This is a genomic window from Pedobacter sp. R-06 (assembly GCF_049913135.1).
Classification (GTDB): Bacteria; Bacteroidota; Bacteroidia; order Sphingobacteriales; family Sphingobacteriaceae; genus Pedobacter.
The window spans coordinates 3,043,890-3,058,553 of the sequence record NZ_CP183977.1 but is presented as its reverse complement, the minus strand read 5'-3'; the positions used below and the strand labels follow the sequence as shown (position 1 = coordinate 3,058,553).

General features: G+C 37.2%; 12 protein-coding genes. 9 read left to right on the top strand and 3 right to left on the bottom strand.

Annotated elements, in window-relative coordinates; genetic code table 11:
- Positions 1-24 precede the first annotated feature (24 nt).
- Positions 25-591, top strand: coding sequence for a hypothetical protein (locus ACN9MR_RS12505; protein WP_426330001.1), 567 nt, complete (start codon positions 25-27; stop codon positions 589-591).
- Between the two features lie 41 nt (positions 592-632).
- On the opposite strand, the gene ACN9MR_RS12500 is transcribed toward ACN9MR_RS12505, so the two are convergent.
- Together ACN9MR_RS12500 and ACN9MR_RS12495 are read right to left on the bottom strand one after the other, a co-directional pair.
- Positions 633-1,022, bottom strand: coding sequence for a VOC family protein (locus tag ACN9MR_RS12500; protein ID WP_426330000.1), 390 nt, complete (start codon positions 1,020-1,022; stop codon positions 633-635).
- Positions 1,023-1,051: 29 nt separating this feature from the next.
- Positions 1,052-1,723 (bottom strand): dihydrofolate reductase family protein, encoded by a 672-nt coding sequence (locus tag ACN9MR_RS12495; protein WP_426329999.1) that lies wholly within the window; start codon positions 1,721-1,723, stop codon positions 1,052-1,054.
- A gap of 18 nt (positions 1,724-1,741) precedes the next feature.
- Between ACN9MR_RS12495 and ACN9MR_RS12490 the strand changes: the two genes are divergently transcribed.
- The 6 genes from ACN9MR_RS12490 (at position 1,742) to ACN9MR_RS12465 (ending at position 8,077) form a co-directional block, all read left to right on the top strand.
- Entirely contained in the window at positions 1,742-2,710 is a 969-nt protein-coding gene (locus ACN9MR_RS12490; protein WP_426329998.1) for a GlxA family transcriptional regulator, read from the top strand.
- A 250-nt stretch (positions 2,711-2,960) separates the two neighbouring features.
- The gene (locus ACN9MR_RS12485) at positions 2,961-3,524 is read left to right on the top strand and encodes a porin family protein (RefSeq protein ID WP_426329997.1); all 564 of its coding nucleotides are present in this window, start codon (positions 2,961-2,963) and stop codon (positions 3,522-3,524) included.
- A 273-nt stretch (positions 3,525-3,797) separates the two neighbouring features.
- Entirely contained in the window at positions 3,798-4,508 is a 711-nt protein-coding gene (locus ACN9MR_RS12480; RefSeq protein ID WP_426329996.1) for an RNA ligase family protein, read from the top strand.
- A complete protein-coding gene (locus tag ACN9MR_RS12475; RefSeq protein ID WP_426329995.1) occupies positions 4,492-5,598 on the top strand; it encodes an AAA family ATPase in 1,107 nt (368 codons plus the stop codon). The genes ACN9MR_RS12480 and ACN9MR_RS12475 overlap by 17 nt, the downstream gene beginning before the upstream one ends.
- A 220-nt stretch (positions 5,599-5,818) precedes the next feature.
- On the top strand, positions 5,819-6,745 hold the full coding sequence (locus ACN9MR_RS12470) for a sugar phosphate isomerase/epimerase family protein (protein WP_426329994.1): 927 nt from the start codon (positions 5,819-5,821) through the stop codon (positions 6,743-6,745).
- A 390-nt stretch (positions 6,746-7,135) separates the two neighbouring features.
- Positions 7,136-8,077, top strand: coding sequence for an ROK family protein (locus ACN9MR_RS12465; RefSeq protein ID WP_426329993.1), 942 nt, complete (start codon positions 7,136-7,138; stop codon positions 8,075-8,077).
- A gap of 376 nt (positions 8,078-8,453) precedes the next feature.
- Here the strand turns inward: ACN9MR_RS12465 and ACN9MR_RS12460 are convergent, their stop codons facing one another.
- On the bottom strand, positions 8,454-10,640 hold the full coding sequence (locus tag ACN9MR_RS12460; protein WP_426329992.1) for an alpha-galactosidase: 2,187 nt from the start codon (positions 10,638-10,640) through the stop codon (positions 8,454-8,456).
- 685 nt (positions 10,641-11,325) lie between these two features.
- Here ACN9MR_RS12460 and ACN9MR_RS12455 point away from each other — a divergent pair.
- Both ACN9MR_RS12455 and ppk1 read left to right on the top strand, forming a co-directional pair.
- The gene (locus tag ACN9MR_RS12455; protein WP_426329991.1) at positions 11,326-12,540 is read left to right on the top strand and encodes a Pycsar system effector family protein; all 1,215 of its coding nucleotides are present in this window, start codon (positions 11,326-11,328) and stop codon (positions 12,538-12,540) included.
- Positions 12,540-14,579 carry a polyphosphate kinase 1 gene (ppk1, locus tag ACN9MR_RS12450; protein WP_426329990.1) on the top strand — a complete coding sequence of 680 codons (2,040 nt, stop codon included), beginning with the start codon at positions 12,540-12,542 and terminating at the stop codon, positions 14,577-14,579. Before ACN9MR_RS12455 ends, ppk1 begins: the two co-directional genes overlap by 1 nt.
- Positions 14,580-14,664: the final 85 nt, after the last annotated feature.

The window sequence follows — 14,664 nt, the reverse complement described above, 5'->3', positions numbered from 1 at the left end:
GATATGAATCCATTTCGTTTAATAATGAAATCAGCTGCCGCCTTATTGGTCGTAGCTGAACTATTTCTGGCAGGTTGTACTGCTCCGACAAAGGAAAAAGATGGCTTGAATGGTATTTCAAACAATTGGCAACAGGATTTTGATGCTAAATTACCGATGCTGGGGCATAGAAATTGGATTTTGATCGTGGATAAAGCTTTCCCAGAGCAAAATGCTGCAGGAATGGACTATATTTATGCAAATGAAGACCTGGATGCTGTTTTAAAAAAGGTGCTTGCTCAGGTCAATCTTTCAGGTCATGTAAAACCGATTGTTTACAGGGATAAAGAGCTCAGTTTTATTAGTGAACAGCAGGTTAAAGGGGTTACGCGATTTAAAACTAGTATCGAAAATACACTAGGTAACCTGCCTGTACAAACGATGCTCCATGATTCTGTTTTTAAAAAATTAGATACTGAATCGAAATTGTTCAAAGTGCTCGTCATCAAAACTAATGAAGTAATTCCTTATACTTCTGTGTTTTTGCAGCTGGATTGTGCCTACTGGACTAAACCAAAGGAAGATACTTTGAGAAATAGAATGAAAAATTGATGTGAAGTAAGCGGCCTGCATTAGAGGCCGCTTGTATATACTTACTTCCATTTTAATATATTAAACTTATGCCCGTCTGGGTCTGCAAAAGCGCAACCGTACATGCCGTGAAATTCCTCTGGTGGTGAGAATACAGCACCGCCGGCATCTTTCACTTTTACCGCCCATTCATCTACTTCTTCCTTGGTTTCTGCCGAGATGGTGAACATGACCTCGTTGCCCTTGCTCAAATCGGCGAGTTCGCCTTTCATGCCCTTTTTTAAACTGTCTTCCTTAAAAAAGTGGATCACAAAATTATCTTCTCCAAATAAAAAGCTGGCTAACTCATCACTCTCGGGACCTGCATTTTTTTCAAAACCGAGTTTGGTGTAAAAAGCCCTGCTTTTCTCTACATTTTTAACGCCTAAATTGGCCCAGATTTTTGCTTTCATAATTTATATATTTAGGTATAGATTCTTAATTATAATGCTTCGTAACTTAATAATACGGTACCGCTTTTAAAGCTGCGGGTATTGCTTAATTTCAAATTTAAATGTTCTTGTATGCCGCTAAAAACAGAGGCGCCCTTTCCGATGGCTACCGGATCGATCATGATTTGATAGGTGTCTATCAAACCTGCTTCGGCCAGTTGTGTGCTCAGATTTCCGCTGCCTAAAATGGTAATGTTTTTTGGTGATGTTTTCTTCAGCTCGGCTATTTGAGCCATTATATCATCGCTCATTATCCGTGTATTTTGCCAGTTGGTGTGCTGCAGGGTATTGGTACATACAATCTTTTCGGCCTGGTTCATGCCCCTGGCTATTTCAGGCATCAAATCAATGGCATTTTGAGATGGCCACCACGATGCCATCATTTCATAAGTTATCCGGCCGAAGAGCAGGATGCTATCGTGCTCAAGATTTTTCGCGCTGAACTCGCCCTCTTCCCGGCCGTGCTGATGCCAGTCGATCCCATTGTTGGCATCTTTATAATAGCCATCCAGACTGATAAAATTGAATACACTTAATTTGCCCATTGTTGCTGTTGTTTTATCTGTTACAAATCTCTGTAGATTATTGGTGCCATTTAGGCGGCATAAATGACAACTTAAGGGCGTGAAAGTGACAAATAAAATACTTAATTTAGTTAGCATTAAAATAACGATTTAAGGATGTTAAAAGTTTGCCTTTATATTTTCGACGAAGCTGTTCCTTCATCAGTTACCGGAGTTGTAGATTTGTTGAGTGCTGCCAACCGTTATATGGAACGTGCTGGTAAAACGCCTGTATTTGCGCTAAGTTTGGTTGCAGAGAAAGATCGCGAAATTCCTTTTCATTTTAACAACGTCAATATCGAGCAGTTAAATTATGGGGATATACGGCAAGCTGATCTGATTATTATTCCCTCATTCAGCGTAAGTAACGAGGGCGTGTTAGGTCGAAACCAAGCGGCTGTTAATTGGATCAAAGAAATGTACGCCAACCAGACCGAAGTGGCCAGTTTGTGCGTAGGTAGCTACTTTTTGGCCGAAGCGGGTTTGCTTGACGGTAAAGAAGTAACCTCGCACTGGGCTGTAGCAACAGATATGCAGAAACGTTATCCCAAAATCAGAATGAAAAGCGATTTGGTAACCACCGATCAGGACGGGGTTTATACCAGTGGTGGAGCATTCTCTTCTCTTAAATTGATCCTCTACCTGATTGAGAAATTTTGCGGTCGCGAAGCTGCCCTGTGGATCAGTAAAATGTTTGCCATTGAAATGGACAGAACCAGCCAGGCGCATTTTAAGGTATTTACTGGCCAGCATCAGCACGATGATAAAGATATTTTAAAGGCCCAGCAGTACATTGAAGAAAATTACCAGAACGAAATCGCAATGGATGAGGTATCAAGTCTGGTTAATATGGGTAAGCGTAATTTTATCCGTCGGTTTAAGGCGGCCACCAATAATACACCTTTCGAATATCTACAAAGAGTGAGGATAGAATCAGCAAAAAAAGCCATCGAAATGAACCATAAAGATCTGCCATTTATTATGGAGGATACCGGTTACAACGATTTGAAAGCATTCAGGAAAATCTTTAAACGCATTACGGGGCTATCGCCTATGGAATACAAACGAAAATATGCGAGGGCTTAAATCATCAATTAGCGAGATATAACGGAGATAACAATAAAAACATAATCAACAATAAGAGTCTATTTACCTAATAATGGCTTTTCCGGGGCTTACAACAACCTGTTTGTTCTGAGCAATATGCAGTTTAAGGGATATAACCTTCCTAAATCAATTCATATTTTTTTATGGCGTAGGGGTAAATCCAAATGTTGTTGTCATACTTTCAAAACACAATAAATATTCAATTATTTAAAAACAAAAAAGTATGAAAATGAACAAGTTTTATTTATTAGTTGCTGTTATGGTTATTACAGCAGGAGTGGCAAAAGCACAAGATTCTGACCTGGTATTTGGTGTAAAAGCTGGTGCGAACTACGGAACATTGCCAACAAGTTTAAAGGCCATAACAGATAAAAAAGGAAAGGTAGGTTATAATTTGGGGGTATTTGCGCGGGTTGGTAAATCGCTATATTTTCAGCCAGAATTGAATTATGTTAGCTTTAAGAGTTCATATGTCTATGCAGCAAACACTTATACACCAAAATTTAACCAACTTAATTTACCACTTATGGTTGGATATAAGCTTATCGATACTGAGGCTTTAAATTTAAGAGTTTCTGCAGGTCCCGATGTTAATTACACCCTTAACGAAGCAAAAGGGCCGGTTGGCTTTGATTATAAAAAGCTTAATTTCGGTGGAGTGATTAATGCTGGCGTAGATATTGGCAACATCAGTATCGATGCCAGATACAGCAGGGGCCTTACAAAAATTAATAAGGGACTAGGTGAGAAAAGCGGTTTGTTTAATCTATCTGTAGGATTTAAATTGTTTTAAAGCACTGCTAATTCCTTTATTCTTCTAACGAATAAGTTTAAATACCGGAACAACATAAATCCATTTTTCTCTAAGAAAAATGGATTTATGTTGTTAACTTCTTAAATAACATTTTGTTAATTGAAGAAACTAAATTAGTTTCATTACTTTTGTTGCTAAACGAACTATTTAAGTCTTGTGTCATGTAATATCATTTGCATATAAATGTTGAATGACCTTTCCCGCTCGGGGAGGGAGTAATTACTATTTATTTTTTACTTTACTTATTACAATATGGCTATTTCAAAAAAATATGGTCGTACTTATCACTATCCGTTTTCGCCGGGAACAACTAGCGATGACAGGATACAGCACGATTATTGGGAATATTTACAGAAAATCCCTACACTTATACACACCGAAAAACTCGACGGCGAGAATAATTGCCTATCTAAATACGGCGTGTTTGCCCGCTCGCATGCGGCTCCAACAACATCACCATGGACAGAAAGTCTTAGGCGTTTTTGGCAACTTGTAAAACATGATTTAGGAGATTTAGAAATCTTCGTAGAAAACTTATATGCAATCCATTCTATTGAATACCGTAAGCTCGAACATCATTTTTATGTATTTGGTGTTCGCGAATGCGACCATTGGTTAAGCTGGGAAGAAACGCAGTTTTATGCAAATATGTTAGATCTGCCAACTGTTCCTATAATTAAAATAGAACAAAAACCAGAAAATCAACGGCAATTCGAAAAAGAAATACTTGAGTTGGTAAAGAATCCAGGGAAATTTGATACCTATGATGTTTACGATAAAACCCAGGTCACTATGGAGGGAATTGTTAGCAGGAATGCTGATGAGTATACCGTTAATAATTTTGCCCAAAATGTTTTCAAATACGTGCGCAAGGGGCATGTTAAAACTGATGAGCATTGGACCAGAAGCTGGAAACGCGCATCACTGATAAATGAAGGAGGTAAGCATGTGGACGTTAAGTGAAAATAAGCAATGGGCAGATCTTGAAATTCGCTTTGACTGGGTAAAGCGAATGGCAGGTGTTCAGCAAGACTCTCGCTATCATGCAGAAGGTAATGTGGCCATACATACGCAAATGGTATTAACAGCTTTACAAAGTGAACTTGCTTTTAAAGATTTATCTAAGCAAGATCAGGAAGTTTTATGGGCAGCTGCTTTATTGCATGATGTTGAAAAATACAGTACTACTGTTTTTGAAGCAGACGGAAGCATTACCTCAAATGGACATGCGCGTAAAGGGGCTCAATTTGCAAGACAATTACTATATCAGGATGAACCAACACCTTTTACCATTCGTGAACAAATTGTAGGGTTGGTAAGGCATCATGGTTTGCCGATTTGGTTATTTGAAAAAAATGATCCTGTGAAAGTCATAGTTAAAGCAAGTATGGAAGTTAATCTGCAATGGTTATGTTTATTAGCAAAAGCAGATATGCTTGGACGTATTTGTGATGATCAGGAAGAGATGTTATATCGAATAGCTTGTTTCGAAGAATTTTGTAAGGAAAATGAATGCTGGGAAAATCCGTATAGGTTTAAATCAGATGCTGCGAAAATGTATTTTATGCAACATGAAGATGTTTATTTAGATTACATCCCATTTGATGGGCCAGTAACAGAAGTTATTTTGATGAGTGGTTTGCCCGGTGCTGGAAAAGATACCTATATTAAAGCACATTACTCAGATTGGCCTATTATCTCTTTAGACGGTATCCGTAAGGAAAAGGGAATATCCCCAACGGATAAAGCAGGTAACGGGAGGGTAATACAAGAAGCAAAAGAGTATGCCAGAGTTTATCTGCGGAAACAGCAATCTTTTGTTTGGAATGCTACCAATACGACGAGCCAGATGCGCATGCAATTAATTGATTTGTTTAGTATTTACAAGGCAAAAGTAAGTATTGTCTATATTGAAGTGCCTTACCAACACTTGCATCTTCAAAATAAGAATAGATCTGCTATTGTACCTGCAGGAATACTTGATAAATTAACGCGTAAACTCGAAGTGCCTGCACAATGGGAAGCGCATCAAGTAGTTTATCAGATTCGGTAATAGAGGTTTTTAAGTTCGTAATTAAGCGAGCTAAGCCAGAATCATTGGAAAACATCCAATTGTTAAGGCAGCCCTTCAGCATATTCTGAAGGGCTTTTTTGTGCTTCTAACAGTATTTCGGATTTTTATTCCATTAATTTATACAGGAAGCCATCTTTTGATATGGACTAAATTCTTTAAAAACTAAAAATGTGTAACTTGAATCTGTAATGTATATCATATGAAATATAACCGACGCGATTTTATTGGTGGGAGCATGGCCCTCACATCTGCTTTATTTTTAACACCAATGGAAACATTTAGCACACCTTCTTCCAGATCTGAAAAATGGACAAATGGCTTCGCCTTAAAAATCATGGCGCCCTATTGGGGCTTTAATGGCTCGGTAACCGATTTTTGCAAAAAAGCAAAAGATTCAGGTTATGATGGAATAGAAATTCTTTGGTCGGCAGAAATTGCAGAGGAATTATTTAAAGCGTTAAAAAAATATCAATTAGAAGTCGGTTTCCTTTGCCGTGGAGATGAAGCCCTTCCGGTACCGCACTTTGCAACTTTTAAAAAAGTACTTAAAGAAGCTGTTGAACATCGGTACCAAAAACCGTTGTATATAAATGTGCACTCCGGAAAGGATTTTTTCCAATACCAGGACAACAAAAAATTCATTGATTTTACTGTTCAGTATGCCAAAGAAACAGGAGTTCCAATTTATCATGAAACCCATCGGTCGCGTATGCTTTATTCAGCTCCGGTATCATTACAATATTTAGATAAAAATCCTGATTTAAGGCTAACCCTCGATATTTCTCATTGGTGCAATGTGAGCGAAAGTTTACTCGAAGATCAATCAGAAACTGTTGCACTTGCTATTTCACGTACCGATCATATTCATTCCAGGGTTGGCCATGCAGAAGGACCACAAGTAAGTGATCCAAGAGCTCCGGAATGGAAGCAGGCTGTTGAAGCACATTTTGCCTGGTGGGACAAAGTTGTTGCCCTAAAGAAACAACAAGGTAAAATCCTAACCATGTTAACTGAATTTGGGCCACCCAGTTATATGCCAACCATTCCGTTTACCAACCTTCCAGTTGCCGATCAATGGGAAATAAATGTATATATGATGCAGGTTTGGAGAAAAAGATATTTGTAGCCTTTGTAAAAATGACTGCTTTTTAAACAGCCTGTAAAGCTAATTAGGTGAACATGATGCATGTTCTTTAAACGACATTAATAACTACCCTGATTTTAAATAGACTAATAGACATTGTGTTGATTAACATTTTTTTTAATAATCGTATATCTTTTTGCCTAGGTAAATCAAACACATGATTTTATGGTTGCGTTGCCTGAAAATTACTACTGTTAATTAAGCAATATTGAAAGGTTTTGAATTGAAATTTAGCGATTAGAGGCTTATCGAATTCTATTTTTAGCCTATATTAGACTCGAATAATAAGATATTGAAAAAACATGTCCAATAAAGCAATGCAAATGAGATTTAAACTAGGTCCGCTATATGATTACTTTAAATAATTTCAACATGGAAAAATCGTATGCTATCGGAATTGATGTAGGTGGTTCTTCACTCAAATGTGGAGTAGTAAAGCAAAATGGCGAAATTTTATATTCCATTATTGTATCGCTAAAAAATGCGAAAACACAAGGTGCAATTATTGCGCTCATTGTAGAAGCAATCAATACCTGTGCTAAAAAAATTAAAAACCCCATTCTTGGGGTGGGCATTGGTTTTCCGGGAATTATTTACAACAATAAGATTATTGCCGGTGCTGATAATTTACCCGGCTTTAAACAATTGGCTTTAGGTGAAATCCTGCAGGAAGTAACGCGTTATAACATTGTAATGGATAATGATGCCAATTTAATGGGACTTGGAGAAATGACTTATGGGGCGGCCAAAGATTGTAGTGATGTGGTTTTCCTTACCGTAGGTACGGGAATAGGTGGTGCTGTGATGATTGATAACAAACTTTACGGAGGATTTAGAAATAGAGGTACAGAGTTAGGGCACATTGTTGTACAACACCGTGGAGTTGCCTGTGCCTGCGGAGGTCGTGGTTGTTTAGAAGCTTATGCGTCAGTATCTGCCCTGCTTAACCATTACCAGTCTATCCACCCAAATTCGCCAGAAGAGATTGATGGTAAATATATGGTCGAAAAATACCTGGCCAGGGAAGAATATGCAGTTGAAGCTATGGAATCGCATTTCGATTACCTGGCTACTGGCATTATTAGTTTTATAAATATATTTAGTCCGCAAAAAATTGTAATTGGTGGAGGCATAAGCGAGTCTGGCGCCTTCTATGTCCGTGAGATAGAAAGAAGAATAAAAACTTTAGCCGTACCTATTGCACCAGGTAATGAATTGGTAGTTGCGGCCAAGCTCGGCAACAAGGCTGGCTTATTAGGTTGTGCAGCAAATGTTTTTCAAAAGTTTAAGGCCTTTGATTATGCAGTGAAATAATCCGTCAGAAAAATAATAGTCCTAACCTAAATCTGCATCCTTTTCACCAGATCAACAGGAAACGAAAGCATTGAATGTTAACAGAAAGGATATTCTAATTTTTTAGAATATCCTTTTTTTTCTGTCGAATAATATAGGATACTGCTTACAGGAAAATATAATCGATCAAAATTTTTGAGCATTCACCTTCCCAACAGGCTTACAGACTAAGCAAACCTGAAAAGGTTTAAAACATTTAGCCAAATAATACAGGTTCGTATACAGTTATAAACGAATAGGATACCGATTCCTTAATGGTACAAAAGATGTTCAGCCGCCCAGACCACCGGTCTTTTTTTATTTTTAACATTATGAAGCTATCTTTCTTTTAAACAGTCTATATCGCCTGTACCTTTAAAATCACACTGGTTCTGTAAGCATTGGCTTCCGGATTAAGGCCTATTTTCATTAAAAAGTCGCCAGAATAAACTTTAGTACTGTCAATTGGCGATTTAGTGCCAGGATACAGGTTAATTTCTTCTATTTTATACTTTTTGGCTGAGTCTAATCCTTTTAGTTTAATTGGTAATATCACACCATTAGTAAAAAGGGTAGCTACATAATAGTTAAAAACAATAGCCTGGTCTTTTGCTTCATTTACGTAGGCAATTGAAGCTATTTTATTTTCGTAAGGATCCTGCAAACGGTATTGCTGGCCATGCCAGATAATATCTTTAAAGCTGTTATAGGTTTTTACGGCATTCTGACTAAAAAGCAAATCATTTTTACTGAGCTCATTTACACGTACATCATAACCGAGTTTCCCCATCATGGCCACATCTGTTTTAAATTTAATAGGTTGTTTACCCATATCGGTAATGTGGTTATCTACCGCAATTGAAGGAAAATAATATGAATATTCCCATTGAATAAAGATGCGGTCGTATGGATTGGTATTATCGCTGGGCCAAAATTCAGTGAAATGTTGCAATGCGGCATAATCTACTCTCGAACCACCTCCGGCACACAGCATCATTGGTGTTTTAGGATATTTTTTTCTAATCCGTTCTAATACGCTATTCAGTCCCCTGATATATTCAAGATAAAAATGATCCTGGTTTTTTAAAGTAGGAGAGTTGGCGTTGTATATTAAGGAGTTACAATCCCATTTAATGAAAGCAACTTCTGGTACTTCCTTAAAAATATCATCTACGGTTTTGTAAATAAAATCCTGAACCTTAGGGTTGGTTAAATCCAACACCAACTGGTTGCGCATGTAATATTCTTTTCTTTCAGGCTGTCTGATAATCCAATCGGGATGATTCTCATAAAGTTCGCTTTTAGGATTAACCATTTCAGGTTCTATCCAGATACCAAATTTTACACCGCTTGCTGTGGCTTCTTTACCCAAAGTACTGATGCCATTTTTTAATTTTTGTTTGTTATACTGCCAATCTCCCAGGCCACCAGTAGATCCATTACGTGGGTATTTGTTACCGAACCAGCCATCATCCAATAAAAAAACATCAACACCTAATTTTTTGGTATCCTTTGTTAATTCGTTTAATTTTTCATCATTAAAATCGAAATAAGTGGTTTCCCAGTTGTTTAGTATGGTAGATCTTTGGCCTTTCCCGTCTAATATTTGATAGTTTCTGGCCCAATCATGTAAATTTCTGCTGGCTAAACCTTTTCCTGCCGATGAATAAGTATAAATAAAGCGGGGGGTAACGAAATTTTCGCCAGCCTTTAAAGTATAATTCGACGAAAAATTATTAATACCAGCAGTTACCCGGAGGTAGTATTCGTCGAAAGTTTCGAAATCTAATTTAAAGTTTCCTGTCCATGCTAACGATCCGGCAATTACCTCGCCCATATCCTCAGTGGCAGGCTGGTCTATCGAAACCATAAACGAAGAAGAATGAAGCAGGTTTGTTCTGGTTCCTAGTTTCGAATCGATGGTTTTTATCCCATGCAACAATTGTTGCTCTTCCGATCGCATTTCGCGTGTGGCCCCGCTATACTGGTTTTTAAGGAAGAATTTTTTTCCACTCAGGGTAAGATTTGCCGAGGCATATTTGTTGAGCACGACTGCACCTTTCTCTTTATGTTCAATCTCGGCCCATTGCTCAATTACATTTTCATTAAAATAGGCCAGGTATTTCAAGGTAACCTGAAAATTGTATTTTAAGTCTTTGAGCATTATACTGGTTAATTTTCTGTTCTGATCTAGCTGTTCGGTTTTTACATCCGAAAATGTTAAAACGGTAGATTTGTTCCCATCGGCATGGGTTACAGTCAATGCAGGCTCTAATAAATTAAGCGAGCCAGAGGCAATATAAGCTTCACGTTTATTTAAAAGGTCATCAGAGCCAGGTTTGTATTTATCTAATGCTTGTATGCTTGGGTATTCGCTCGCATTGTCTAGTTTTTTGCCAAGGTAAGTCGATAATAAAGTGTTGTCACGATCTGTTTCTAAGATCAGTACATTACTTTTTGTAGTAATTTCTATCGTTTTTTGCGCAAAGCTGTTTAAACCTATTGTCATGGACAGTAAAAAAAAAAGTGTGTTTTTTCTTCTCATTATTTATTCCGGTAAAAAGTTTAGGTGATTTTTCTGCACCTTGAATTGAACATCTAATTAGTTTTATACTGATTTAGGATTATCGATCTGTAAAATTCTTATCGGGTTCTAATCGTAAAATTATCCCAGAACATTTGCAATAAAAATAAGTACCGGTACAAAAAGCTGCACAAATGTTTGAGTACGTAAAATTTTGTTTTATAGTATTCTGTGATCTTTTATATTTGGTTTTATAAAAATTATAAATCGGTTTTAATTGGTTTTTAGAATAAAGCAATCAACTCGTAAGTGTTAAAATGCACTAACATTCTTAGATACCTAATTAGCTATTATTCAAGTTTAGGTTATTAATGTCAACTCAAAATACTGTTGTTATCAATCATAAGCTAAATGGTGCAAATTAGAATTTTCTGAAGTTAATGAATGTGCTATTTGTATCGGATTATTATCTTTTTTTAACAAGAATAAACCAGATTGTATGAGATTATAGTACTAAAGCCTCATATTTCTAAATCTAATTGTAAAATAAACGGGGCATTATTATTGTTAAGGGAGATCAGCGTTGTTTTTAAAAAATTAGCGTAATTTTATAATCATAAAAAAATAATATAGTTTTCAGCTTTAAACATTTTCAAGAAATGCATTTCCATCGTCATTTTAAATTACCGCAACCCCGGATACACTCATGAACTATAAACAATTGCAGGAAGATGTAGAAAAGCACGTTGGCGATTACTTCCATACCCATAACGACCCACGCCTGGTTTATCATAACCTGGAACATACGCAAGAAGTGGTAAATGCTGCACAACAAATTGCCAATCATTACCAGCTTAATGAACAGGATTTTTTCTCCGTAACCGTTGCGGCCTGGTTTCACGATACAGGCTATTTTGAAGACGCACTAAACCACGAAGCAAAAGGAGCAGAACTAGCTGATGATTTTTTAGCAAAACATAAGGTCAATCAGGAAATCCGTGACCATGTTAAAAGTGCAATATTGGCCACCAAAATTCCCCAGAAGCCTAAAAATGAAATCGATAAAATCCTTTGCGATGCGGATCTGTTCCATTTAGGCCTGGCCGATTTTCGCGCAAAAGGTAAATTAATGCATAAAGAGAATGAGCTCATCTATAAAAAAGATATCAGTAAATTAGATTGGCGTAAAAAAGATATCCAGTTTATGGAATCTCATCATTACCATACAGATTATGCCAATTTACTGCTAAGCGATCAGAAGCAAAAAAATATCAATAAACTGAAAAGTAAATTAACATCGCAGGAGGAAATCAGTACCGAGCTGGATGAAGCTAAAAACTTCGTACCTAATGTGATACAGGACAAAAAGAAAAAGGATAAAGACGACAGGCCAGATAAAGGGATCGAAACCATGTTTAGGATTACTTCTGCCAACAACCAACGGTTGAGTGATATGGCCGACAATAAAGCGCATATCCTGATCACCGTAAATTCCATCATGCTTTCTTTGATCGTGAGTTTGTTGTTAAGGCGATTGGAAGATCATGGTAACCTGATTATCCCCACATTTATTTTGTTATTAGTGAGTTTAACCTGTGTGGTAGTTTCTATTTTATCAACCCGCCCATCTATCCCCAAGGGAGAATTTACACAGGAAGATATGGATAAGAAAAAGGTAAATCTATTGTTTTTCGGTAACTTTTATAAAATGAGCTTACCCAGTTATACCGATGGTATGATTAAGGTGATGAACGATAAAGACTTTTTATATGGCACCTTAATCACCGATGTATACTCGCAAGGCGTAGTTTTGGGCAGAAAGTATAAACTGATCCGTCTGGCTTACAACATTTTCATGTTTGGTTTAATTGCAGCAGTATTGGCATTTGTAATTGCCTACGCAGCTTACGGTAAACTTTAATGGAACAGATAGTAGAAACCTCTTTTTTTAATAGAGATTTAAGCTGGTTAAAGTTTAACGAGCGTATTTTAATGGAAGCCGAGCGAAGTACCGTTCCACTTTTAGAACGTATTAAGTTTTTGTCGATATTTTCTTCCAACCTTGATGAGTTTTATCGTGTAAGGATGCCGGTGTTACTCGCTTTGGAGAAATTGAGCAATAAGGAAGATAACGATATCCGGATTGACGATAATTTGCTCAATACGGCTAATCAGCTTATTTCAGAACAGCAGCAGCGTTACGGTAAGGTACTTAAATCAGATCTTATTCCCTTGCTGAAAGAGAATAAGATAAACTTAATTTATGGGCAACCATTCCCCGCAGAAATTCAGAAAAATATAACCAGATATTTTTTGAGTCAGGTAATGGCTTTTTTGCAGCCTGTTTACATTGATGCTGATACTAACTTTTTTCCTTCAAATAATGAACTGTATTTTCTGATTACATTAAAAAAGAAAGAAGATGCAGAAGTTGTTATTTTAAATATTCCCTCCAACCAGTTACCCCGTTTTTATAAAGTAGAATCAGGCGATGAGACCTTTATTGTTTTTCTGGATGATATCGTTCGTTTTCATTTAGACCGTGTTTTTCCAGAAGGGGAAATTACAGGTTGTTATAGTTTCAAAATTACAAGGGATGCCGAAATTGACCTGAAAGACGAATATTCGGGCAGTTTATCCGAACAATTAGAGAAGCAGTTGCTCAAACGCGATTCTGGTTTAGCTACACGTTTTCTTCATCAACCAGGCATACCGGCCAACGTTTTCGAATTGCTCAAAAAGCTTTTCAACCTTAAAAAGGCAAATAGGATGGAAGGCGGGCAGTACCATAACCTGAAAGATTTTATGGGTTTTCCGGTTAATTCGCCAAAATTATCCAATCAAAACTGGCCAAAAATCTGCAATACCGACCTCATAGATGGATCTTTAACCGAGGCCATTTATAAAAACGATATTATCGTGCATACGCCTTACCAGAGTTATGATAGTGTATTGCGCTTTTTTAATGAAGCGGCTATTGATGAAGATGTACGGGAAATCTATGTTACGCTTTATCGCGTAGCCAGCGATTCTAAAATTGTTAATGCCCTGATCAGTGCTGCCAAAAATGGTAAAAAAGTAACCGTATTGGTGGAGCTTAAAGCTCGTTTTGATGAGGCCAACAACATCAAATGGGCCAAGAAAATGAAGGAGGTTGGCGTTGATATTATTTACAGTGTAACCGCTTTAAAAGTTCATGCCAAAGTAGCCTTGGTAAAACGCCAGACGGGTGACCGCATGCGTTATTCGGGTTTGTTTGCTACCGGAAATTTTAACGAAAGTACGGCCGCTTTTTATACCGATCATATTTTAATGACGGCCAATAAAGAAATGCTGCGTGAAGTGGAGCTGCTTTTTATTTTTCTGGCCAAAAGGATTAAGCCTACCTCTTCCGATCTGATTAAATTCAACCATTTATTGGTAGCACAGTTTAATCTACAACAAGTTTTTCTTGATTTGATAGATCGCGAAATTGAACATGCCAAACAAGGTAAACCATCGGGCATTACCATTAAAATGAATAATCTTGAAGAAAAAGTATTGATCAATAAACTTTACGAGGCATCATCGGCAGGTGTAAAGATCGAAATGATTGTCAGGAGCATTTGCCGCTTAATTCCAGGAGTGCAAGGAATGAGCGAAAATATTAAGGTTACCCGTATTGTTGATCGTTATTTAGAACACGGCCGTGTTTTTATTTTTCATAATTTAGGTAAAACCGATGTATACCTCGGTTCTGCCGATTGGATGAACCGGAATATTTATCGAAGAATTGAAGTTTGCTTCCCGATTTATAACGAACAGATTAAGCAAGAAATGATAGATATTATCGAAATCCAAAAACAAGATAACGTACAGGCGGTTTGTATAGATGAAAACATGAACAATATTCCTGTTAAAAGCAGCGGGACTCCTGTAGAGTCTCAACATGATATCTATACATTGTTAAAAAATAAATAAATACCCGTGGCCTGTGTCCTCATAGACCACATGATAACTTATTAATGGTCTGTGAGGACACAGACCATGGACGTTAAATTTTACC

Excerpts from the sequence above, each read along its gene's own strand:
- ACN9MR_RS12460 (WP_426329992.1), bottom strand. The coding sequence starts at position 10,640 with ATGAGAAGAAAAAACACACTTTTTTTTTTACTGTCCATGACAATAGGT.
- ACN9MR_RS12495 (WP_426329999.1), bottom strand. The coding sequence starts at position 1,723 with ATGCTAACTAAATTAAGTATTTTATTTGTCACTTTCACGCCCTTAAGT.
- ACN9MR_RS12505 (WP_426330001.1), top strand. The coding sequence starts at position 25 with ATGAAATCAGCTGCCGCCTTATTGGTCGTAGCTGAACTATTTCTGGCA.
- ACN9MR_RS12480 (WP_426329996.1), top strand. The coding sequence starts at position 3,798 with ATGGCTATTTCAAAAAAATATGGTCGTACTTATCACTATCCGTTTTCG.
- ACN9MR_RS12485 (WP_426329997.1), top strand. The coding sequence starts at position 2,961 with ATGAACAAGTTTTATTTATTAGTTGCTGTTATGGTTATTACAGCAGGA.
- ACN9MR_RS12490 (WP_426329998.1), top strand. The coding sequence starts at position 1,742 with ATGTTAAAAGTTTGCCTTTATATTTTCGACGAAGCTGTTCCTTCATCA.
- ACN9MR_RS12465 (WP_426329993.1), top strand. The coding sequence starts at position 7,136 with ATGGAAAAATCGTATGCTATCGGAATTGATGTAGGTGGTTCTTCACTC.
- ACN9MR_RS12475 (WP_426329995.1), top strand. The coding sequence starts at position 4,492 with ATGTGGACGTTAAGTGAAAATAAGCAATGGGCAGATCTTGAAATTCGC.
- ppk1 (WP_426329990.1), top strand. The coding sequence starts at position 12,540 with ATGGAACAGATAGTAGAAACCTCTTTTTTTAATAGAGATTTAAGCTGG.
- ACN9MR_RS12470 (WP_426329994.1), top strand. The coding sequence starts at position 5,819 with ATGAAATATAACCGACGCGATTTTATTGGTGGGAGCATGGCCCTCACA.
- ACN9MR_RS12500 (WP_426330000.1), bottom strand. The coding sequence starts at position 1,022 with ATGAAAGCAAAAATCTGGGCCAATTTAGGCGTTAAAAATGTAGAGAAA.
- ACN9MR_RS12455 (WP_426329991.1), top strand. The coding sequence starts at position 11,326 with ATGAACTATAAACAATTGCAGGAAGATGTAGAAAAGCACGTTGGCGAT.